Source organism: Hyphomicrobium sp., assembly GCF_036780825.1.
GTDB lineage: Bacteria > Pseudomonadota > Alphaproteobacteria > Rhizobiales > Hyphomicrobiaceae > Hyphomicrobium_C.
Map to the genome: position 1 here is coordinate 27,390 of NZ_DAIQCD010000018.1, position 20,004 is coordinate 47,393.

Annotated in this window: 20 protein-coding genes; 6 read left to right on the forward strand and 14 right to left on the reverse strand. The window is 64.0% G+C overall.

All coding sequences use genetic code 11. The features are described from left to right. Positions 1-57: 57 nt before the first annotated feature. From V7P99_RS09270 to V7P99_RS09295, 6 genes are all read right to left on the reverse strand, one after another. The gene (locus V7P99_RS09270) at positions 58-513 is read right to left on the reverse strand and encodes a DoxX family protein (RefSeq protein ID WP_333794526.1); all 456 of its coding nucleotides are present in this window, start codon (positions 511-513) and stop codon (positions 58-60) included. A 292-nt stretch (positions 514-805) separates the two neighbouring features. Further along, the gene (gene sdhA / locus V7P99_RS09275; RefSeq protein ID WP_333794527.1) at positions 806-2,650 is read right to left on the reverse strand and encodes a succinate dehydrogenase flavoprotein subunit; all 1,845 of its coding nucleotides are present in this window, start codon (positions 2,648-2,650) and stop codon (positions 806-808) included. A 4-nt stretch (positions 2,651-2,654) separates the two neighbouring features. Beyond that, complete coding sequence (gene sdhD / locus V7P99_RS09280; protein WP_333794528.1) at positions 2,655-3,035, reverse strand: succinate dehydrogenase, hydrophobic membrane anchor protein; 381 nt, start codon at positions 3,033-3,035, stop codon at positions 2,655-2,657. After that, a complete protein-coding gene (sdhC, locus tag V7P99_RS09285) occupies positions 3,032-3,457 on the reverse strand; it encodes a succinate dehydrogenase, cytochrome b556 subunit (protein WP_333794529.1) in 426 nt (141 codons plus the stop codon). The genes sdhD and sdhC overlap by 4 nt, the downstream gene beginning before the upstream one ends. Before the next feature lie 236 nt (positions 3,458-3,693). Next, positions 3,694-4,746: a MaoC family dehydratase gene (locus tag V7P99_RS09290; RefSeq protein WP_333794530.1), complete on the reverse strand. Its 1,053-nt coding sequence runs from the start codon at positions 4,744-4,746 to the stop codon at positions 3,694-3,696. 105 nt (positions 4,747-4,851) lie between these two features. Continuing rightward, positions 4,852-5,742: an HpcH/HpaI aldolase/citrate lyase family protein gene (locus tag V7P99_RS09295; protein WP_333794531.1), complete on the reverse strand. Its 891-nt coding sequence runs from the start codon at positions 5,740-5,742 to the stop codon at positions 4,852-4,854. A 184-nt stretch (positions 5,743-5,926) separates the two neighbouring features. Here V7P99_RS09295 and pdxY point away from each other — a divergent pair, with 184 nt between their 5' ends. Next, positions 5,927-6,754: a pyridoxal kinase gene (gene pdxY, locus V7P99_RS09300; RefSeq protein ID WP_333794532.1), complete on the forward strand. Its 828-nt coding sequence runs from the start codon at positions 5,927-5,929 to the stop codon at positions 6,752-6,754. Positions 6,755-6,825: 71 nt separating this feature from the next. After that, entirely contained in the window at positions 6,826-8,037 is a 1,212-nt protein-coding gene (nhaA, locus tag V7P99_RS09305) for a Na+/H+ antiporter NhaA (RefSeq protein WP_333794533.1), read from the forward strand. Positions 8,038-8,102: 65 nt separating this feature from the next. Here the strand turns inward: nhaA and V7P99_RS09310 are convergent, their stop codons facing one another. Further along, entirely contained in the window at positions 8,103-9,665 is a 1,563-nt protein-coding gene (locus V7P99_RS09310; RefSeq protein WP_333794534.1) for a SulP family inorganic anion transporter, read from the reverse strand. A 381-nt stretch (positions 9,666-10,046) separates the two neighbouring features. Between V7P99_RS09310 and V7P99_RS09315 the strand changes: the two genes are divergently transcribed. Further along, positions 10,047-10,685: a carbonic anhydrase gene (locus V7P99_RS09315; protein WP_333794535.1), complete on the forward strand. Its 639-nt coding sequence runs from the start codon at positions 10,047-10,049 to the stop codon at positions 10,683-10,685. 36 nt (positions 10,686-10,721) lie between these two features. Here the strand turns inward: V7P99_RS09315 and V7P99_RS09320 are convergent, their stop codons facing one another. From V7P99_RS09320 to ccmA, 5 genes are all read right to left on the reverse strand, one after another. Next, positions 10,722-11,342, reverse strand: a complete 621-nt coding sequence (locus V7P99_RS09320; RefSeq protein WP_333794536.1) for a DsbE family thiol:disulfide interchange protein — start codon at positions 11,340-11,342, stop codon at positions 10,722-10,724. 1 nt (position 11,343) lies between these two features. Continuing rightward, the gene (gene ccmD, locus V7P99_RS09325) at positions 11,344-11,523 is read right to left on the reverse strand and encodes a heme exporter protein CcmD (protein WP_333794537.1); all 180 of its coding nucleotides are present in this window, start codon (positions 11,521-11,523) and stop codon (positions 11,344-11,346) included. Positions 11,524-11,527: 4 nt separating this feature from the next. Beyond that, a complete protein-coding gene (gene ccmC, locus V7P99_RS09330) occupies positions 11,528-12,280 on the reverse strand; it encodes a heme ABC transporter permease CcmC (RefSeq protein WP_333794538.1) in 753 nt (250 codons plus the stop codon). 115 nt (positions 12,281-12,395) lie between these two features. Continuing rightward, positions 12,396-13,064, reverse strand: coding sequence for a heme exporter protein CcmB (gene ccmB / locus V7P99_RS09335; protein ID WP_333794539.1), 669 nt, complete (start codon positions 13,062-13,064; stop codon positions 12,396-12,398). After that, entirely contained in the window at positions 13,061-13,726 is a 666-nt protein-coding gene (gene ccmA / locus V7P99_RS09340; protein ID WP_333794540.1) for a heme ABC exporter ATP-binding protein CcmA, read from the reverse strand. The genes ccmB and ccmA overlap by 4 nt, the downstream gene beginning before the upstream one ends. A 244-nt stretch (positions 13,727-13,970) precedes the next feature. Between ccmA and acnA the strand changes: the two genes are divergently transcribed. Both acnA and V7P99_RS09350 read left to right on the forward strand, forming a co-directional pair. Continuing rightward, positions 13,971-16,700 carry an aconitate hydratase AcnA gene (gene acnA / locus V7P99_RS09345; RefSeq protein WP_333794541.1) on the forward strand — a complete coding sequence of 910 codons (2,730 nt, stop codon included), beginning with the start codon at positions 13,971-13,973 and terminating at the stop codon, positions 16,698-16,700. A 296-nt stretch (positions 16,701-16,996) separates the two neighbouring features. Beyond that, positions 16,997-17,743: a DUF1223 domain-containing protein gene (locus tag V7P99_RS09350; protein WP_333794542.1), complete on the forward strand. Its 747-nt coding sequence runs from the start codon at positions 16,997-16,999 to the stop codon at positions 17,741-17,743. 20 nt (positions 17,744-17,763) lie between these two features. On the opposite strand, the gene V7P99_RS09355 is transcribed toward V7P99_RS09350, so the two are convergent. Further along, positions 17,764-18,489, reverse strand: coding sequence for an extensin family protein (locus tag V7P99_RS09355; protein WP_333794543.1), 726 nt, complete (start codon positions 18,487-18,489; stop codon positions 17,764-17,766). Positions 18,490-18,644: 155 nt separating this feature from the next. Beyond that, entirely contained in the window at positions 18,645-18,872 is a 228-nt protein-coding gene (locus tag V7P99_RS09360) for a DUF1674 domain-containing protein (RefSeq protein WP_333794544.1), read from the reverse strand. A gap of 138 nt (positions 18,873-19,010) precedes the next feature. Here V7P99_RS09360 and htpX point away from each other — a divergent pair, with 138 nt between their 5' ends. Then, positions 19,011-19,976 carry a zinc metalloprotease HtpX gene (gene htpX, locus V7P99_RS09365; RefSeq protein WP_333794545.1) on the forward strand — a complete coding sequence of 322 codons (966 nt, stop codon included), beginning with the start codon at positions 19,011-19,013 and terminating at the stop codon, positions 19,974-19,976. Positions 19,977-20,004: the final 28 nt, after the last annotated feature.

Genomic DNA, 20,004 nt, shown 5'->3' on the forward strand with positions numbered 1-20,004 from the left:
AGTGCGGGGAACAGTGGCCCGCCGGGGACGGCTGTCAGTTCTCACTCCGGAAGCCCTCTAAAAGGTTTTGCCGAGACGCGCGTCGACGGAGTGAGCATTGGCCCCGCGGATCACGAAATAGAACATGATCGCGGCCCATAGGATCGACTTCTCGGCCCCGGCATAGCCTTGGCTGCTGAAGATCCAGTGGAAGTAGACGGTCACGAGCAGAACGATCATCGCTCCGAACGCAGCCGGGCGCGTCAAGAGGCCGATCGTGATGAGAATGCCGCCGAAGAACTCCGTCAGCGAGAGCAAGATCGACCAAACTTCGGCTGGGCCCGGAAAGAAGCCCAGGTTCTCGACCATCCCCATCGCTCCGAGTGGGTTCATGATCTTCGGGAACCCGTGCGTGATCAGCGCTACGCCGGCAACGACACGGAGAAGCGTCTCCGCGAATTCCCCAAGGCTCCCGTAAATCGGACCGAGGAAAGGAATGATGAGGCGGTTGGACGGATGGATCGGATCGTTCATGGTCTCGTCTCCCTCGGATGTGGCGGCAGGTGCAGCCAGCTCACCTTGCATACTTTCCCCGTCGCGAAACATGCCAGCACCACGATCGGGAGTCTTCGCCCAAACCCGTGGTCCGTTCCGCCCTTTCGGAACGATGCGCCGGTCCACTGCAGACTGATCGTTTGCCTGCGCGTAGTAAAGCCGGAACCGCTCTGACGAGCGTCCGCACCGGAGGGAACCGGTTTTCCGACAAGAAGCACGAAGAAACAAAAGCTTAGAGTCGTTCCCCGTTTCTACTTAAATCAGAACGGCTCTAATAAACCCGTGCCTTGGGCTCGATGTATTGGACCTCGTTGGTCAGCGTGTGCGTGTGCACCGGCCGATAGGCGATCTCGACCGTCTTGGCCTCATAGTTGGCGAACGCCAGCGTGTGCTTCATCCAGTTGGCGTCGTCCCGGCTCGGATAGTCCTCGCGCGCATGCGCCCCGCGGCTTTCCTTGCGATTGGCCGCGCCCGTGACCGTCACCGCCGCCTGCGAGATCAGGTTGTCGTACTCAAGCGTTTCGATGAGATCCGAATTCCAGATCAGCGACCGATCCGTGACTTTGATGTCGGCGCTCGCCTGCCAGATCTCGGTAATCTTGCGTATGCCTTCCTCAAGCACGGGCCCGTCGCGGAACACGGCGCAGTTCGCCTGCATGACCTTCTGCATGCGCAGCCTCAGCGCCGCCGTCGGCTCGCTTCCGTTCGCATGCCGGAAGCGATCGAAGCGAGCAAGCGCCTTGTCGGTTGCGAGCTGCGAGAACTCGGGCTGCGCGGCGCCCTTCTCCACCGACGATGCGCACCTGAGTGCTGCCGCGCGGCCGAACACCACGAGATCGATGAGCGAGTTGGACCCGAGTCTGTTGGCGCCATGCACGGAAACGCAGGCGGCTTCTCCGATGGCCATCAGGCCGGGCACGACGTGATCGGAATTCGAGCCTTTCAGCGTCAAGACCTCGCCGTGATAGTTCGTCGGGATGCCGCCCATGTTGTAGTGCACCGTCGGCAGGACGGGGATCGGCTGGCGGCGCACATCGACGCCCGCGAAAACCTTGGCGCTCTCCGTGATGCCCGGCAGCCGCTCCGCCAGAATCTCCGGATCGAGATGGTCGAGATGCAGATGGATGTGGTCCTTGTCCGGCCCCACGCCGCGCCCTTCGCGGATCTCGATCGTCATCGAACGCGAGACGACATCACGCGAGGCAAGATCTTTGGCGTGCGGCGCGTAGCGCTCCATGAAGCGCTCGCCCTCGCTGTTGGTGAGATACCCGCCCTCTCCGCGCGCCCCCTCTGTGATGAGCAGGCCGGCGCCGTAGATGCCGGTAGGATGGAACTGCACGAACTCCATGTCCTGTAGAGGCAGTCCCGCCCGCAGCACCATGGCATTGCCGTCGCCCGTGCACGTGTGCGCCGATGTGCAGGAGAAGTAGGCCCGCCCGTAGCCGCCCGTCGCTAGGATGGTGCGCTTGGCGCGGAAGCGGTGGAGGGTGCCGTCCTCCATCGAGAGCGCGATGACGCCGCGGCACGTGCCGTCATCGTCCATCAGGAGGTCGAGCGCGAAGTACTCGACGAAGAACTCCGCCGAATGGCGCAGAGACTGGCCATAGAGCGTGTGCAGCATGGCGTGGCCGGTGCGGTCGGCCGCGGCGCAGGTGCGCTGGGCGGGCGGGCCCTCGCCGAACTCCGTCGTCATGCCGCCGAACGGCCGCTGATAGATCTTGCCGTCGGCGGTGCGAGAGAACGGCAGCCCGTAATGCTCGAGCTCGTAGACGGCATTCGGTGCATGTCGGCAGAGATATTCGATTGCGTCCTGGTCGCCGAGCCAGTCCGAGCCCTTGACCGTATCGTACATATGCCAGCGCCAGTCGTCCGGCCCCATGTTGCCGAGCGATGCGGCAACGCCCCCTTGCGCCGCGACTGTATGCGAGCGCGTCGGAAATACCTTCGTGATGCACGCCGTCGCGAGACCGGCCTCCGCTGCGCCGAGTGTCGCGCGGAGCCCCGCTCCGCCCGCTCCGACAACCACCACGTCGTAGGTATGATCGTGCGTCGGATAGGCTTGGCCGTTGATGGCGGGCGCCGCAACTGGGCTCGTCCCGTTGGTCTTGGCAGCCATCTCGCTAGCCTCCGAACGCGAGCTTGAGGATGGAGAGGCCGCCCGCCGCCGCAACGATGATGGCGAAGAACGTGTTGAGCATCAAGAGTACGAGCTTGAGAGCCGTCCCGTGCACATAGTCCTCGATGATGACCTGCATGCCGATGCGCATGTGGATTGTCGCGGAGGCGAGAAAGAGCAGCGCGAAAAGCGCGACGGCTGGATGTCCGAGAGCCGTCTTTACCGTGGCATGGTCTGCACCGATGTGGCAGATCGCAAATCCGATGGCGAAGATCACGAGGATGAAGTTGGCGGCGCCCGTCAGCCGTTGCAGCCAGAAATGATCCGAGCCTTCCTTCGCCGAGCCCAGCCAGCGCGCCTCCTTGAGCGGCGTCCGCATGGTCATGATGCGGCCCCTCCCCAGGAGAGCAGCACATAGCCCCAGATCAGGATCGTTCCCGCCGCTGAAAGCGCAAGCGTGATCCAGCACAGGCGATCGATCATCGGGATCGTATAGCCGCGGCCCGTATCCCAGATGAAATAGCGGATCCCGCCGAGCGCATGATGCAGCAACGCCCACGTGTAGCCGAACAGCACGATCTGTCCTGGCCATGTTCCGAGGAGACCCGTCACGAAGTCGAACTGCTCCGGCCCGCTTGCTGCCGCGGCCAGAAGCCAGACCACGAGAAGCGTGCCGACGTAAAGCGCCGCGCCCGTGATGCGATGCACGATCGACATCGCCATGCTGATGGTCATCGAGTAGATCTGCAGGTGCGGTGAAAGCGGACGTTCCGCCTGTGAGCCGCGCTTCGCACTGGCCTCAGCCATCTGTCCCCGATTCCCTGGATGTCCCGGCCATCATGAGGGGCCACTGACCTTATTAACCCGCCGGCCGATGTGGAGCAATTCGCCAATAGGTGCGTCACAGGTGTCGACCGTGGCGCGAGATGCTGTGTTCGCCATCTGGGAAGCACGTGCGCGGGCTTGATCGTTCGCTCGCGGCGGGAGCCTTTCTGAGCCAGCGTTCGTGTCAAACTTTCTACTTGCTCGAGCGCAAACGCCGCTCACCGCGGCAGCAGCACCCAAATATCGAGATCGAGAATGACGCCATCGGCGTAGCCTCCACCTTCCGTCTTGAAGGGGAAGGTGCTGCAATCCTGATTTTTGACCGCCACGAGCCGTGTTCTCAGCGCACCGACGTCCGTGCGTCCCGGCAGCTCGGCTTTTTCGAGCACCTCCGACCACGCATAGACCGTATCGCCAGCGAACAGCGGCGCCACGTGCCGTCCGCCGTTGATGGCGGCGATGTGGAAGGCGTTGTTCATGCCGTTGAAGGACAGCGCGCGGGCGAGCGAGATGGTGACGCCGCCATAGACGATGCGCTTGCCGAAGCGGCCCTTGGCCTCGGTGTGCTGGTTGAAGTGCACTTTGGCCGTGTTCTGATAGAGGCGTGTGGCCATCTGGTGCTCGGCCTCTTCGAGCGTCATGCCGTCCACGTGATCGATGCGCTCGCCCGCCTCGTAGTCGCCCCAGCGGTAGGGAGCGCCGGCTTCGGCAAGGTTGTAGGCAGCGATGTCGAGCTGTGGCACTGCCCCGCCGATCTCCCTTGGGTCAACCCGGTCCGGAAGCTCCGGCACGACCGTCTCCGGCGCGGGCGAAGCCTTGTCGCGTTTGCGCACCATTACCCAGCGTATGTATTCGAGGACGACCTCGCCCCTCTGGTTCGTCCCCGTCGAGCGGACGTAGACGGTGCCCGTCTCGCGGTTCGAGTTTTCCTTGAGGCCGATCACCTCGGACACGGTTGAGAGCGTGTCGCCCGGGTACGCCGGCCTGAGGAAACGCCCCCCCGCATAGCCGAGGTTGGCGATGGCGTTGAGCGAGACGTCGGGCACGGTTTTGCCGAACACGACGTGGAAGAGGAGAAGATCGTCGACTGGCGAGCGCGGATAGCCGATGGCGCGGGCGAACTCGTCCGAGGATTGAACGGCGAAGCGCGGACCGTAAAGGCTCATGTAGAGCGCCGTATCGCCTTCCGTCAGCGTGCGCGGCGTCGCGTGGGTGAGGATCTGGCCGAAACGAAAATCCTCGAAGAAGTTGCCCGGATTGGTCTTGGTCATTCGTCGGCCTCGCGTCTCAGGTCAGCGTCCGTGCTATGCCATTTTTGGCTTCCCGATGCGAGTGCGCGATTCCGCCCGTGGCCCGTTGCGTGCGGAAGGCCACCGTCAAAACCAGTCCTCGATCTCCTTTATGGCGCCTGCGATGGCCACCGTGCGCTTGGCCTGCACGAGGTGCAGCCGCTCGACCATCTTGCCGTCCACCGTGATGACGCCCTTGTGCACGTTCTCCGGTTCGTCGAAGGTGCGGATGATCTTGATGGACCAGGTGATCTCCTCGTCGGTCGGGGCGAAGATCTCGTTGCACGGAGCCACTTGCGAGGGGTGGATCAGCGTCTTGCCGTCCATGCCGAGGGTGCGGCCCTGCTCGCATTCCTTGCGGAACCCGGTTTCGTCCCTGAAATCGTTGTAAACGCCATCGATGATGTCGAGCCCGTAACCTCGCGCGGCCACAACCGTCAGCGCCAGCCACGGCACCACCGCGAACCGGTCATGCAGCGCCCTTGCCCGGCTTTCTTTGAGAAGATCGTTGGTGCCCATGACGAGGCACACGAGGCGGTTTTCGGGATCGGCCCCGACGGCGGCAATCTCGGCAGCATGCAGGATGGCCTGCGGCGTCTCCATCATCGCCCACAGCTTGGTCTTTTCGGGCACGTTGACGGATTTCAGGATCTTGGCTGCGCTGATGATGTCGCCGGCGCGCTGCACTTTGGGCACGAGGATCGCATCGGGCGCAGCCGAGGCCGCCGCAAGAATATCGGCTGTTCCCCAGGCGGTCTCGAGCGCATTCGGCCGGATCACCACCTCGCGTCGGCCGTATCCCCCTTTGCGAACGGCCGCTACAACCTTCTCCCGCGCCTCGTCCTTGGCTTCAGGCGCCACTGAATCTTCGAGATCGAGGATCAGCGCATCGGCCGCGAGCGAGCGGGCCTTTTCGAGGGCGCGGTCGTTGGCCCCCGGCATATAGAGCACGCTGCGGCGGGGGCGGATGGGAGCCATGAAAGCCTCATGCGTTTTCAGAAGGTCGAAGACGATGCTGCATTGCAAAAACGATAGCCCAAGCCTCCCCTCTCACCAATGCAACTATGGGCCATGACAAAAGACGGCTTTCCGTGAGGCCGTGTGCGCGGCTAATCAGGGTGGCGCGCCGGCTTGGGTGTGGCGAAGCGATCAGAGGTGAGACATGGCCACGGTCATTGCGGTTTCGTCGTTCGTGGCCCGCGGCACGGTAGGATTGCGGGCGATCATGCCTGCGCTCGACCGTATGGGTCACGAGGCCCTGGCCTGCCCCACCATTCTGCTGTCGAATCACCTCAGCCATCCGCATGCGGCGGGCAGCGCCGTCGATCCCGGCACGCTGACGGCGATGTTCGACGGCCTCGAAGGCAATGGCTGGCTACGCGATGTGGATGCGGTGCTGACCGGCTATCTGCCGAGCCCCGATCATGTGCACGCCGTCGAAGTGCTGATTTCGCGTCTGCTCGCTGTGCGCCCGGATGCTTTGATTGTGTGCGATCCGGTGCTCGGTGATCATCCGGAGGGGCTCTACGTTCCACGTGAATCGGCCGAGGCCGTGCGCGACCGCCTGATTCCGCTCGCAACACATGTCAAGCCGAACCGGTTCGAACTATCCTTCTTGACCGGCCGTCCGGTGGAGACGATTGCAGATGTCGTCGCCGCGGCCCGCTCGCTGGGCCCGTCCACGGTCCTCGCAAGCTCGATTCCTGCCGCCGATGACCGGTTGGCCAACATCGTGGTGACGCGCGAGCGGGCGGCACAATGCACCGTGCGCCGGATGCTTCATGTGGCTCGTGGCACAGGGGACCTCCTGGCCGCGCTCTTCGCCGCCCATGTGCTGCAGGGTAAGGATGAGTTCGCGAGCGCTGCCTCTGCGGCGGCGGGCGTGAAACACGCGATTGCGTTGAGCCGCGGCTCGGATGAGCTGCGTCTCTTCGGGCCGGCAGCCTGGCATGAAGCCCCGGCGCTGCCGATGCAGGGACTAGAGTCTTGATCGCGAGTTGACGCGTCGGGCGCTCTGCGCCACGACGGGACGAGGAAATTTCAAGAAGGATGGATGGGCGAATGGCTAGGCGGCGCCGACTGCGGGACGCGATGAATTTCATCCAGCATCACGAGGCGTCGGGAGGGATCGTCCTGCTGTTGGCGGCGATTGCGGCGCTCGTCCTCGCAAACTCCGATCTCGCCCCTCTCTATGGCGCATTGCTCGACACGCACCTTTCCGTTCGGGTCGGCGAGTGGGGCCTCGACAGGAACCTGCTGCACTGGATCAACGACGGCCTGATGGTCGTCTTCTTTTTCAACGTCGGGCTCGAGATCAAGCGCGAGTTGGTTGAAGGCGAATTGTCGACATTCCGCCAGGCCGCGCTCCCCGCCATTGCAGCGCTGGGAGGCATGCTGACGCCCGCGCTCATCTACACCTGGATCAACTGGGGCGATCCGCATGCGCTGCGCGGCTGGGCCATTCCCACCGCGACCGACATCGCCTTCGCCATCGGCGTTCTGGCTCTGCTCGGACCCCGCATTCCGTCCTCTCTCAAGATCTTCCTGCTCGCGCTCGCCATCATCGACGACCTTGGGGCGATCATCATCATCGCGCTCTTCTACACGTCGAATCTTTCGCTCACGGCGTTGTCGCTCGCAGCTATTGGCGTGCTCGCATTGTTCATCCTGAACGCGCGGGGCGTGACACGGACCGCAGCCTATGTGCTGGTCGGCGCCTTTGTCTGGCTCTGCGTTTTGCAGTCGGGCGTGCATGCGACACTGGCGGGCGTCATCACGGCCATCGCGGTGCCGCTGCTGCCTGTCCGCAATGGTAACGGCGCGTCCGATACCATGGCGGCCAAGCTTCAGGACAGCCTGCACCCATGGGTGACGTTCGGTGTGCTGCCGGCATTTGCCTTTGCCAACGCCGGTGTTTCGCTTGCCGGCATCTCGCTCGAGAGTCTCTTGAGCCCGGTCCCGCTCGGGATTGCGCTCGGCCTGTTGATCGGCAAGGCGCTTGGCGTGTTCGCGTTCACGAGCACGGCCGTCGCGCTCGGGCTGGGCGCGCGCCCCGAGGGCGCCTCGTGGGTTCAAGTGTTCGGTGTCAGCGTCCTCGCCGGCATCGGCTTTACGATGAGCCTGTTCATCGGCATGCTGGCCTTCCCCGAGCCGGCGCACGCAGCGGATATCCGCATCGGCGTGCTCGCGGGGTCGTTGGTCTCTGCTCTCTTCGGATTGGCAATCCTCAGGTTCGCCAAACGCCCGCCACTGCCGATCGGCCGCATGAGCTGACCGCTGGACGATGCTCCCGAGCGGGAACCACACGCTCGGGAACGTCGCGAGGACTTGGAGCGCTTTTAGACGCCGACCGGCCCTGCGCTGTCGCGTGCGGCTTCCTTGGCTGCTCGGAACGAGGCTGCGCTGCGCGCCTTGTACTTCTCCGTGAGCCCATCCCACTCGATCTCGAGCGAGCCCCCGCTCACCTTGTGCTGACGGTCCCAGCTCGACAGCAAATCGATGCATGCATGATCGATATAGTCGAGCGCGTCGATGTGCACGTGAACGTGTGCGTCGGGCTTGAGGCTCTCGAGCGTGCTGGCCAGCAGCGGCAGCCGGATCAGTGTCGCGGAGCCGCTGAGATGGAGGTCGACGCGCCCGTCCGGCCCCTCCTCCTTGCGGATGACGAGATGCGAGAACGCATAGAGCAGCTTGAGCAGCGATAGCGCGAGGCCAAGCACGACGCCCTTGAGCAGGTCGGTGAGCACGATGGTCACGACCGTCACCGCGAAGATGAAGACCTCGCCCTTGCCGAACTTGAGGAGGGTCGGCACGATCTTCGGATAGGCAAGCTTGTAGCCGGTATAGACGAGCACGGCCGCGAGCGTCGCGACCGGCACGTAGCGGAGCGTGAACGGCAGGAGGCTCGCAAAGACGAGCAGCCAGACGCCATGGAAGATCGCCGAGCTGCGGCCGACAGCTCCCGCCTCGACGTTGGCGCTCGAGCGTACGATGACGCCGGTCATCGGCAGCACGCCGAGGGCGCCGCAGATCGCGTTGCCGATGCCCTGCGCCGAGAGCTCCTTGTCGTACTTGGTGCGCGGCCCGCTGTGCATCTGGTCGACGGCGGTGGCGCAGAGCAGCGTTTCGGCGCTGGCGATGAAGGCGATGGAGATGGCGCCGACGAGAATGGCCGGCTCGAAGATGCGCATCAGCCGCTCGGGCGTCGGAAGGATCGTCACTGACCAGATGTTGTCCGGGACCTCGACGTATTTGATGGCGTCGAGGTGGAGCACGGCGGCGGCGATCATCCCGACCAGCACGCCGACCAGCGGTGCCGGGATGATCCTGATCGATTTGGGCGCGAAGCTGCCCCAGGCGAAGATGGTTGCAACGGTGAGCACGCCGATCATGCCGGCCGCGAAATGCGCATCCTGCGTGGCGAGGGCGCTCCACAGCGCACCTGGGATGCCGACGAGGTTGTCGATCCCCGTGCCGATTGGCTGCAGGTCGAGCATGACATGGAATTGCGAAGCGAGGATCAGCACGCCGATGCCGACCAGCATGCCGTGAATGACGGCGGGCGAGACGGCGCGGAACCATTGGCCGAGCTTGAAGACGCCCGCCGCGACCTGCAGGAGGCCGGCGAACAGCACGATGACACCAAGCATCTCAAGGCCCTGCTTCTGCACGATCTCGAGCACGATGACGGTGAGCCCGGCAGCGGGTCCGCTCACCTGCAAGGGCGAGCCGGCGATGACGCCGACGACGAGGCCGCCGATGATGCCTGTGATGATGCCGGCCGTCGGCGGTAAGCCCGAGGCGATGGCGATACCCATGCAGAGCGGCAGCGCGACGAGGAAGACGACGACGGAGGCGAGCAGGTCCCGCCCGTAAGACGATGTCGCGGCGTGCGAAGTCATGAAAAATCGCGCCAGGCTGTGTGTGCCGGCGCGCCCCTCAAAGTGCTTCCGGAAACAGGGAGACAATGTCCCCAAGAGAAGCACGGCGAAACACAAAGATGTGAGGCCTATCCGCATCCTGATGAAGAAGGGAATGGTCCACGGGCAGGACGCGAAAACCTCTGGATTGTCGTCAGAGCGGCGGACGATAGCGGCTGCCCTGGCCGGCCGCAACCGCTACGGACAGGTCCTAATCTGGACGCTCCGCGGGGCGTCGATCCCCTCTCAGGGTGGGGTGCGACGATTGCAGTGTGGCGAAAGCGTCTCCGTAGGGTAAAAAGATGATGTCTGAATCTCATCTATAGATTGCTTGGCGCCTCCCAACCTACGAGCGCATTCCGCATGTCCAGCTTCCCAGAAGTTCTCGCTGACCGCTTCCGCCGCTTCAAGCACCGTCATTTCGTTCCCAACGCCGATCACTACGAAGAGCTCGCCACGTACGGGCAGGACCCGGAGGTGATGATCATCTCCTGCTCCGACAGCCGGGTCGATCCGGAGACGATCTTCACGGCGATGCCCGGCGAAATGTTCGTAGTTCGCAACGTGGCGAACCTCGTGCCGCCCTATGAGACGGGCGGTCGCTTCCACGGCGTCAGCGCCGCAATCGAGTTCGCTGTGCTGAATCTCCGTATTAAGCATTTGATAATTATGGGCCATTCGGGATGTGGGGGGGTTAAGGCTGCCCTCGATCAGAGCGCCGCAATCCAGACCGAAGCGCAATTCATCACTCGTTGGATGTCGATGCTCGATGACGCGCGCCTGCGCGTGGTGGCCGCCAATCAGATGTCGCCGCGGGCCGAGAAGCAGCGCCTTCTCGAGATGGAATGCATCAAGACGTCCATCGTCAACTTGCGCACGTTCCCGTTCGTGAAGCAGGCCGAGGACAAAGGGCGGCTTTCGCTACACGGCGCGTATTTCGACATCGCGAGCGGCATACTGAAGGTGCTGAACCATTCCCGCGGGGAGTTCTTCCCGCTGTAGGTCTGTTCCGGTTTAAGCGGAAGCGGGAAAACGGCTCTAATTCTGTGCGCTGGCCTGGGCGGCCGCGATGGCAGGCATCAGTTGCGCCTCGAGGCTCTCCTTCGAGATCGGCCCGACGTGCTTGTAGGCGATCTCGCCACGCCCATTGATGACGAACGTTTCGGGCATGCCGTAGACACCCCACTCGATGGCATTGCGCCCGGCGCGATCCGTTCCGACGGCGGTATAGGGATTTCCGAGGCGGCCGAGGAAGCGGCGTCCGGCCTCCGGCTGATCCTTGTAGTTGACGCCATAGACCGCCACGCCCGTGCGCTCCTTGAGGGCGATAAGCAGCGGATGCTCCTCGATACAGGGCACGCACCACGACGCCCAGAAGTTCACCACCGAGATCTTGCCCTGGGCGAGATCGGCGGCGGCAAAGCCGGGTACCGGCTGGCCTTGATCGAGCAATCCTTCAAGCGGCGGGAAGGTCGTCTGCGGCACCGGCCGCCCGATCAGCGCGGACGGCAGCTTGCTCGGGTCGCCCGAGGTCAGAGCGAAGGCGAACAAGGCCGCAATGGCCGCGAAAACGAGAAACGGCGCCGCCATCCATCCAAAACGCTTGCGGATCCCGGAGGGGCGCGCCTGCAACTTATCCGCTTCTGGTTCCAAGCTCATGCTACGTCCCATCCGCCCGGCCCTCTGCCGAGCGCCGCTTCAGGCCACGCCTTTCGGCATCGGCAAGCGCTTTTCCCTGCCGCCATCCGTCGAGCAGAATCCAGAGTATGAGCAATCCGATGATCAGGGCGAAGGCGCCGTAAGACGCCCATATAAACGCCGCGTGGGGTCCAAGGTCCATGGCTCTACTCCGACGGGGCCGAGAACAGCCGCTCGCCGCGCTCGACGTCGGCAAGCCGCCGCGTCTTGACGCGCCGCCTCAGGATCTCGTTCTGCATGCCCTTGAGATGGAGCGCGATGAATAGAAGCGTAAAGCCGGCGGCCGATATGAGGAGCGGTGTGCGCATCGAGGGATCGACGCTCGAGGTGAAGCCGGTCGATGGCTGATGCAGCGTGTTCCACCATTCGACCGAGAATTTGATCACGGGAAGAATGGCGACGCCGACGAGCGCCAGGACTGCCGTGAGCTTTCCGGCGAGCGCCTCGTCCTCGAGCGAGGAGCGGAGCGCGATCAGCCCGAGATAGAGAAAGAACAGCAGCAGCACCGAGGTGAGCCGGGCGTCCCAGACCCAGTAGGCGCCCCACATCGGCTTGCCCCAGAGCGATCCGGTGACGAGGGCGGCGAGCGTAAAGGCCGCCCCGATGGGGGCCGCGGCCTTGGCAGAAACGTCGGCGAGCGGATGGCGGAAGACGAGCAGCCCGAAGCTCGAGACAGCGATGATCGAATATCCCATCATCGCGAGCCAGGCCGCAGGCACGTGGATGTACATGATCTTCACCGTCTCACCCTGCTGGTAGTCCGGCGGTGCGACGAAAAAGACGAGATACATCGCATAGGCGATAAGCAGGGCCGCCGCTGAAGCCACCCACGGCAGGACGGCGCGCGACATCTCCATGAAGCGGGTCGGATTTGCGAGGCGCTGGGTCAGGGTCTGCATGGCGTCTCATCTAAAGTGCTTCCGGCAAAGTGGAAACCGGTTTCCGGCGCGGAGGCACGTTAAACAAAATTAAGGAGCGGCCGTGGCGGGTGCAATTCGTGCGGGCCACGGTTCGTTACGACATCTGGAGCCGGAGCGCCGCCGCCGCCGCCACTGGCGCCAGGGCGGCCGATGCCACCGAGATCGCCGTCAGGATCAAGAGCGAGGCGCCGTAGCCCTCCTGTTCGAGACCGGCAAATCCGACGGCCGAAATGCCGAAGATCAGGCTCGGTACATAGAGTGGCAGCACCAGAAGTGCCAGCAATAGCCCGCCGCGGCGAGCTTTCAAGGTAAGTGCGGCCCCGATACTCCCGAGAAAGCTGATGGCCGGCGTTCCGGCGACCATCGTCGCCACAAGTGCGGGTGCGAGCCCGAGATCGAGATTGAGCATGAGCCCGAGCACAGGCGCCGCGAGTGCCAGCGGAATCCCCGTCGAAATCCAGTGCGCAAGCGCCTTTGCCGCCACCGCCAGTTCGAGGGGTAGCGGCGCCATCGCCATCACCTCGAGCGATCCGTCCTCGTAATCGGCCTCGAGCATACGTGGCAGCGAGAGCAGCGCCGCCAGCAGGAGTGCGATCCAGAGAACGCCAGGCGCAATGCGCGAAAGAAGATTGAGGTCCGGCCCGAGCCCGAGCGGCAGCATGGCGACCACGACGAGAAAGAAGCCGAGCGCAGTGCCAAGAGCCGCGCCTTCGCGCACCGCGAGCCGGAGGTCGCGCATGAGCAGCGCGAAGAAACGCCTCATGGTGCACGATCTCCCACAGAGGCGTCGGGGCTGGGCTGTGCGCCAAGTCGCAAGTAGCGAGGCTCTTCGATGCCGAGCGGCAGATGCGTGGCGGCGATGACGAGGCCTCCGTTTACCAAATGCTCGCCGATCAACCGGGCGAGAAGCTCTGCGGATGCTGTGTCGAGCGACACAGTCGGCTCGTCGAGCAGCCAGAGCGGACGCTCGGCAAGACAGAGGCGCGCAAGGCCGAGCCGCCGTTTCTGCCCCGCTGACAGGAGTCCCGCCGGATAGTCGGCGAGTGCTGCGAGGCTGAATCGCGAAAGCGCGGTATCGACACGCTCCTCGATCGTGCGGCCGCCGCCATCGAGATACGTCGCCCAGAAGGCCAGGTTCTCTGCGGCCGTAAGGCTGGCTTTGATGCCGCTGAGATGGCCGACATAGTGGCAGTGCTCGGCGACGTCATCATCGGTGATATCCCGAGTCTGGCCGTCGCCTTTGAGCGCAATCGTACCGGCGGAAGGCGCGATGAATCCCGCAATGGTCCGGATAAGCGTCGTCTTTCCAGCGCCGTTTGGGCCGACGACGAGCAGCGCCTTTCCGGCTTCCGCTGAGAACGAGAGGCCAGAGATGATCGTGCGCACGCCGCGTTCGATCGTCAGATTGTCTGCATGAAGTAGCAAGCGCTCGACCGGGGCTGGGCTTCGGCGCGTTTCGCGGAGTGCGACAAAGCGAGTTTGCGGGAATTTGCGGCGACGTACGTTCTGGTTCTCCACTTTGGCTAGCTATATACTTGGCTTGCTTCAAGGTTCGCCACCGCAAAAATATGTTCCGACGGGCCGGCGTTGACGCGGTTCCGGCCAGCACATCTCGATCCGTGCGGCTGATGCCCATCCATCGGACACAGATCTCAAGGAGAAGAAGAACGTGAGCGCTTCCACGACTGTCACGTCTGCGCCAGCCTCTCTCGACAGCTTCGAGTGCCGCAGGACGCTCACGGTCGGAGACAGGACCTACGTCTACTATTCGCTGCCGGATGCGGAGAAGAACGGCCTCCCGGGCATCTCGAAGCTTCCCTATTCCATGAAGGTCCTGCTGGAGAACCTCCTGCGCCACGAGGACGGTCGCTCGGTGACCAAGGCTGACATCGTCGCCATCGCCGATTGGATCAACAATAAGGGTACCGCCGAGAAGGAGATCGGCTTTCGCCCGGCACGCGTCCTGATGCAGGATTTTACGGGCGTTCCCGCCGTGGTCGATCTCGCGGCTATGCGCGATGGTATGCTGACGCTCGGCGGTGATGCCCGCAAGATCAACCCGCTGGTGCCCGTCGATCTCGTCATCGACCATTCCGTCATCGTCGACGCGTTCGGCAATCCGGGCGCTTTCACCACGAACGTCGATCTCGAGTACAAGCGCAACGGCGAGCGCTACGTGTTCCTGAAGTGGGGTCAGGATGCGTTCGCCAATTTCCGCGTCGTGCCGCCGGGCACCGGCATCTGCCACCAGGTTAACCTCGAGTATCTCGCCCAGACCGTATGGACGGCAACAGCGCCGGATGGAGAAACGCTTGCCTATCCCGATACGCTCGTCGGGACCGACAGTCACACCACGATGGTGAATGCGCTTGCCGTGCTCGGCTGGGGCGTCGGGGGCATCGAGGCCGAGGCCGCGATGCTCGGCCAAGCGCAGTCGATGCTCGTTCCCGAGGTGATCGGCTTCCGCATGACGGGCGCGCTCAAGGAAGGCGTCACCGCGACGGACCTCGTGCTCACCGTCACGCAGATGCTGCGCCGAAAAGGCGTGGTCAACAAATTCGTCGAGTTCTACGGCCCCGGCCTCGACAGCCTGTCCCTCGCCGACCGCGCCACGATTGCCAACATGGCGCCCGAGTATGGCGCCACATGCGGCTTCTTCCCCATCGACGGCGAGACGCTGGGCTATCTCACGATGTCAGGCCGCGAAGCCTCGCGCGTCGCTCTTGTCGAAGCGTACGCCAAGGCTCAGGGCCTGTTCCGCACCAAGGATGGCGGGGACCCGGTCTTCTCCGATACGCTCGAGCTCGATCTTGCGAGCGTCGTGCCGTCCTTGGCCGGTCCGAAGCGTCCCGAAGGGCGCATCGCACTGCCGGATGCGAGGGCCGGCTTCCTCACGGCGCTCGAGGCCGAATACAAAAAGCCGGGCGAGGAAGCAAAGCGCGTCGCCGTCGAAGGCTGCAATTTCGATCTCGGCCACGGCGATGTGGTCATTGCTGCCATCACGAGCTGCACGAACACATCCAACCCGTCCGTGCTGATCGCGGCGGGGCTGCTCGCGCGCAATGCCGTTGCCCGCGGCCTCACCGCGAAGCCGTGGGTGAAGACGTCGCTCGCGCCGGGAAGCCAGGTCGTCGCCGCCTACCTCGAGAAGTCGGGCCTGCAGAAGGATCTCGACAGTATCGGGTTCAACCTGGTCGGGTTTGGCTGCACCACGTGCATCGGAAACTCAGGCCCACTCGCGCCTCCGATCTCGAAGGCCATCAACGATAACGGCCTCGTGGCCGCGGCCGTGCTCTCCGGCAACCGCAATTTCGAGGGCCGTGTCAGCCCCGACGTGCAGGCAAATTATCTGGCCTCGCCGCCGCTCGTCGTCGCCTATGCGCTCGCGGGAACCATGATGCGCGATCTCTCGAGCGAGCCGCTCGGGATGGACCGCGACGGCGCCCCGGTCTATCTCAAGGACATCTGGCCTTCGAACCAGGAGGTGCAGCAGTTCATCGCCGAAAACATCTCGCGCGATCTGTTCAAGGCCAAGTATGCGGATGTTTTCCGCGGCGACGATCACTGGCGCACCATCAAGGCCGGCACAGGGCTCACCTACGCCTGGGATTCGCATTCGACGTACGTGCAGAACCCACCTTACTTCAAAGGCATCACCGCCACGCCGAAGGCCGTCGCCGACATCAAGAATGCGCGTATCCTCGCGCTTTTCGGCGACAAGATCACGACTGACCACATCTCGCCCGCGGGCTCGATCAAGGCCGCATCGCCTGCGGGCCGGTATCTTCTGGACCAGGGCGTGCAACCTGCGGATTTCAACCAATACGGCACCCGCCGCGGCAATCATGAGGTGATGATGCGCGGCACATTCGCCAACATCCGCATCAAGAACCACATGGTGAAGGACGCCGCCGGCAATGTGATCGAGGGCGGCTACACCATTCACCACCCCTCGGGCGAACGGCTTGCGATTTACGATGCCGCGCAGCGCTACGGCGAAGAGGGGGTGCCGCTCGTCGTTTTCGCCGGCGTCGAGTACGGCAATGGGTCATCGCGCGACTGGGCGGCCAAGGGCACCAACCTGCTCGGCGTCAAGGCCGTCATTGCCCAATCGTTCGAGCGCATCCACCGCTCGAACCTGGTCGGAATGGGCGTCGTGCCGTTCGTGCTCGAGCCGGGAACGAGCTGGCAGTCGCTCGAGCTCGACGGCAGCGAGCGGGTCACGATTCGGGGCCTCGCGGGCATCAAGCCGCGCCAGGTCGTGGAAGCCGAGATCACGAGAGGCAATGGCACCAACTTGGTCGTCCCGCTGATCTGCCGGATCGATACGCTCGATGAGATCGAGTACTTCAAGAACGGCGGCATTCTGCAATACGTGCTCCGCAATCTCGCGGCTTAGCCGGGCGGCGGTTCCACTCTGCCGGAATGGCTCCAGAGTGCTTCCGGAAAAGTGGGAACCGGTTTTCCGATAAGAAACACGAAGAAACAAAAATTTAGAGCCGTTCCCCGATCCGCTTAAATCGGAACGGCTCTAAGCCGTTGTGACGATAATTAAAAATTGTCCAGGCCGCGCGTTTTCTCCGCTGCGCGGTCTGGACCGCCGCTGCGTCAGCCCCTATCACTTGAAAGAGGGGATATCCGCTTCCTGCGGGAGTTGGGGCCGTGTCGAAGTCACGTGGTCGGATGCGACGCAGAGTGAGTTTCATTGCAGGCATCCTGGCCTTGCCAGTGCTGGCCGCCGCCGAGACGGCGCCGCGGCATGATGACGGGGAAGAGGCTGGCCCGCCGCGCGCGGTCATCGAAATGTTTACGAGCCAGGGCTGCTCGGATTGTCCCGCGGCCGACGCGCTTCTTAAGCAATACATCGACCAGCGGAACATCGTCGGCCTGACGTTGCCCGTCGACTATTGGGACTATCTCGGCTGGAAGGACACGCTCGCCGGTTCCCGCAATGCCGAGCGCCAGCGCGACTACGCGGAGCGTTTGGGCATCGGCACGGTCTACACGCCGCAAGCCGTCGTCAATGGCGCCGTTGAGGTCGTGGGCTCGAGCGCGTCCGAGATCGATCGCGCGATCAACGCGACGGAGACGGCCCTTGCCAGCAGCCGGGTGCCCGTCCATTTCTGGCATTACGGCAACAGCGTCATCATCGAGACTGGCTCCGCCCCCCGCGATGCCGAGCCCAAGGAGGCGACCATCTGGCTCGCCGTGATCCAGAAGGCGGTGCAGGTGACAGTGAAAGCCGGCGAGAACAAGGGCAAGACGCTGACCTACTACAATGTTGTCCGGGAGTTGACGCCCGTCGGCGTGTGGAACGGGCGGCCGGCGACGATCCGCCTCGCCCGAGCCGATATCATGCGCCCGGAGACGGAGGAGCTGGTGGTGCTCATCCAGGAAGCCAGCACCGGCCCGATCATCGGCGCCGCTCGCCTCGGCGATTGAGGCGCCGCACGAGGCCTGACTCACCGGCACGCCCACATGAGGCCGCGGTCGAAGTGGAAGTGATTGGCGTGGGCGGCGTTGAAATCCGGGCTGAGCGCCACGCGGAAATAGCGGCACGACCGCCGGTGCAGCTCGCGCAGGAAAATGCTGTCCTTGCCCTTACGCTTCCAGTCCTTGAGCAAGGTAATGGTGCGGCCGCCGGCAAGGGTGAAACCTGAGATGTCGATGGCGTTTGCCGAGGCGTGTTGGCTCCGCACGCCCTTCCAGAAGGGATTGCCGACGATGTTGCGGCAGTCATAAGTCCCCATGTCGCCGAGGCGGACCACCTCCTGTCCATACATCTCGCGGGCGAGGGGCTGGACCTCATGCTCGACCCAGAGCGCAAGCGCCGCCGCCATCTCGCACGTCAGCGGCTCGACGCCGATTCGCGCCCCGCCCACGTGCGTGAACTTCACGGCATTCGTCCATCCGCAATTTGCGCCCGTTGTCTGGTCGGGAACGGGGGACGCATCGATATGCGGCGGTTTCAGTACGGACCGGCAGAGATCCCGATCGAAGCGCAGCATCGCGAGCCTCGCATCGACGAAGATCGACGGTCGCGCATCGAGCGAGACCGGGCTAAGCGGGATCCACCGCTGTGGAATGACGCCGAACCAGAAGCCGCCCCCGATGGCAATGAGCAGGACGAGGATGAGCAGGATTTTTGCAAGAATGCGGCGTGGCCGCTGACGCGCCGGCTCTGACATAGGCCCCCGCCTGGATGGACGAACGATCTCTCAATGGAACGTAAACCTGTTCGCCAAGCTAGAGTGCAGAAGCACGATCAAACAAAAACTTAGAGCCGTTCTCCACCTGAAGCCGAACGGCGCTAGAGAACGGCGTTCGGCGGCAGGGTAGCCCATCAGAAGTCGCTGGCGATGCCGGCTTTCTCCCAGTCTCCGTAGCGCGTGGGCTCCGGCCCGGACGGACCGCCAACTTCAGCCGCCTTGGCCCGCGTGTCGTGCTGAGCCGCGGCGCGCCGCTCGGCTGCCTCCGCGAGCGCCCGCCCCGCGGCGGGCGACAAAGGAGGTTTCGCTGCCGGCTCCGAAGTCTCCGATACTGAGGGGTTTTGATTGTCGGGCGACGTCATTTTTCGGCTGCATCCGGCTGCTTCGAGTTCTGGCGATAGGCCTGCCTCCTCCTTATATAGCAGGTCCGAAGCCTCGCGCCGGCCGATGTGCGGCCACTGTGCGCTGAGATCGACATCTGGGAGCCCGACCGAATGCCGATGAACTACACCAAGACCGCAATGCTGCTCGCAGCACTCACCGCGATTTTCGTCGCCCTGGGCGCTGCGATCGGCGGCCAGACGGGCATGGTGATTGCCTTTATCGTCGCCTTGGCCATGAACGTCTTCAGTTTGTGGAATTCGGACAAGATGGTGCTGAAGATGTTCGGCGCCCACGAGGTCGACGAGCGCACCGCACCTGAATATTACGGGCTGGTGCGGGACCTCGCGCAGCGCGCCGAGCTGCCGATGCCGCGCGTCTACATCATGGACAACCCGCAGCCGAACGCATTCGCGACGGGGCGCAGCCCTTCGCACGCAGCCGTTGCCGCGACGAGCGGCTTGATCGACGCGCTCCCGCGCGAAGAGCTGGCGGGCGTGATCGCGCACGAGCTGGCCCACATCAAGAACCGGGACACGCTGACCATGACGGTCGCCGCCACCATTGGTGGCGCCATCTCGATGCTGGCCCAGTATCTCCAGTTCGGCATGCTGTTCGGCGGCAACCGTGACGACAGAAGCGGTATCGGCATGATTGGCGCGATCCTCGCCATGCTGGTGGCTCCGTTCGCGGCCATGCTGGTTCAGATGGCCATCAGCCGCTCGCGCGAATATCAGGCCGACCGCCTCGGCGCCCTCATCTGCGGCAACCCGCGCTGGCTCTCCGCCTCGCTGCTGCGTATCGAGCGGGCGGTGAAGCGCATCCCGAACGAGGAGGCTGAGGAGGTCCCTGCCGCGGCCCATATGTTCATCATCAATCCGCTGACGGGCCAGGGCATGGACAACCTGTTCTCGACCCATCCCAACACCGCGAACCGCGTCGCGGCGCTCGAAGCGCTGGCCGAGGAGATGACGCGCAGCGGCATCGATCTCGGCGGCGGCCCGACCGGATCCAGCGCGGCCGATCAGGATGGCCCCTGGTCTTCGGGGTCGTCCCGTGGCGCCGCACGCGGCCCTTGGGGCTGACAGTCCGGCTGATCAATTGAAGAGAGCG

Bases quoted from the DNA above. Each gene is read 5' to 3' on its own strand.
- V7P99_RS09310 (WP_333794534.1), bottom strand. From the start codon at position 9,665: ATGACTTCGCACGCCGCGACATCGTCTTACGGGCGGGACCTGCTCGCC.
- V7P99_RS09270 (WP_333794526.1), bottom strand. From the start codon at position 513: ATGAACGATCCGATCCATCCGTCCAACCGCCTCATCATTCCTTTCCTC.
- htpX (WP_333794545.1), top strand. From the start codon at position 19,011: ATGAACTACACCAAGACCGCAATGCTGCTCGCAGCACTCACCGCGATT.
- sdhD (WP_333794528.1), bottom strand. From the start codon at position 3,035: ATGACCATGCGGACGCCGCTCAAGGAGGCGCGCTGGCTGGGCTCGGCG.
- ccmC (WP_333794538.1), bottom strand. From the start codon at position 12,280: ATGCAGACCCTGACCCAGCGCCTCGCAAATCCGACCCGCTTCATGGAG.
- sdhC (WP_333794529.1), bottom strand. From the start codon at position 3,457: ATGGCTGAGGCCAGTGCGAAGCGCGGCTCACAGGCGGAACGTCCGCTT.
- V7P99_RS09315 (WP_333794535.1), top strand. From the start codon at position 10,047: ATGTCCAGCTTCCCAGAAGTTCTCGCTGACCGCTTCCGCCGCTTCAAG.
- ccmD (WP_333794537.1), bottom strand. From the start codon at position 11,523: ATGGACCTTGGACCCCACGCGGCGTTTATATGGGCGTCTTACGGCGCC.
- pdxY (WP_333794532.1), top strand. From the start codon at position 5,927: ATGGCCACGGTCATTGCGGTTTCGTCGTTCGTGGCCCGCGGCACGGTA.
- ccmB (WP_333794539.1), bottom strand. From the start codon at position 13,064: ATGAGGCGTTTCTTCGCGCTGCTCATGCGCGACCTCCGGCTCGCGGTG.
- V7P99_RS09360 (WP_333794544.1), bottom strand. From the start codon at position 18,872: ATGACGTCGCCCGACAATCAAAACCCCTCAGTATCGGAGACTTCGGAG.
- V7P99_RS09295 (WP_333794531.1), bottom strand. From the start codon at position 5,742: ATGGCTCCCATCCGCCCCCGCCGCAGCGTGCTCTATATGCCGGGGGCC.
- V7P99_RS09290 (WP_333794530.1), bottom strand. From the start codon at position 4,746: ATGACCAAGACCAATCCGGGCAACTTCTTCGAGGATTTTCGTTTCGGC.
- sdhA (WP_333794527.1), bottom strand. From the start codon at position 2,650: ATGGCTGCCAAGACCAACGGGACGAGCCCAGTTGCGGCGCCCGCCATC.
- V7P99_RS09320 (WP_333794536.1), bottom strand. From the start codon at position 11,342: ATGAGCTTGGAACCAGAAGCGGATAAGTTGCAGGCGCGCCCCTCCGGG.
- nhaA (WP_333794533.1), top strand. From the start codon at position 6,826: ATGGCTAGGCGGCGCCGACTGCGGGACGCGATGAATTTCATCCAGCAT.
- V7P99_RS09355 (WP_333794543.1), bottom strand. From the start codon at position 18,489: ATGTCAGAGCCGGCGCGTCAGCGGCCACGCCGCATTCTTGCAAAAATC.